At 38.2% G+C, this 403-nt stretch carries 1 protein-coding gene; it reads right to left on the minus strand.

Going from position 1 to position 403, the window contains the following annotated elements; genetic code table 11:
* On the minus strand, positions 1-403 hold a 403-nt coding region (locus D7V97_RS43870; RefSeq protein WP_199729300.1), incomplete at both ends, for a 6-phosphogluconolactonase.

Genomic DNA, 403 nt, shown 5'->3' on the forward strand with positions numbered 1-403 from the left:
AGGTAATATTTGGATGCGTTCGCAAAATCGAAGCAGGAACTTCCTCCGTTATTGGCCCTTCAAGAACTTTTTTCATAATCTCTGCTTTATTTTTTCCATCAGCAAAGACTAAAAGTTGCTTGCTTGCTAGAACTGTTCGTGGCCCAAAAGTGACATAAGGAGAAGCCGGTTCTTTATCTGTCAGCTCTTTTATTGACCGATAAATTTCATCCCCTTCTTCAAATGGAACAGCAAAAACTTCTCGCTCAAAACTTGTATGTCCTGGCATATTTGCACAAAAATGACCATCTTCTCCTATCCCCATGACAATCAAATCAATCCCACCATCCTGCAAGATTTTTTGATCAAAAACTTGATTATTTTGAGAATTTAACTCATGGAGATTCCCATCATCAATATGCAC

Origin of the sequence: Corallococcus sp. CA053C (assembly GCF_003611675.1) — a bacterium.
Lineage (GTDB): Bacteria > Myxococcota > Myxococcia > Myxococcales > Myxococcaceae > Corallococcus.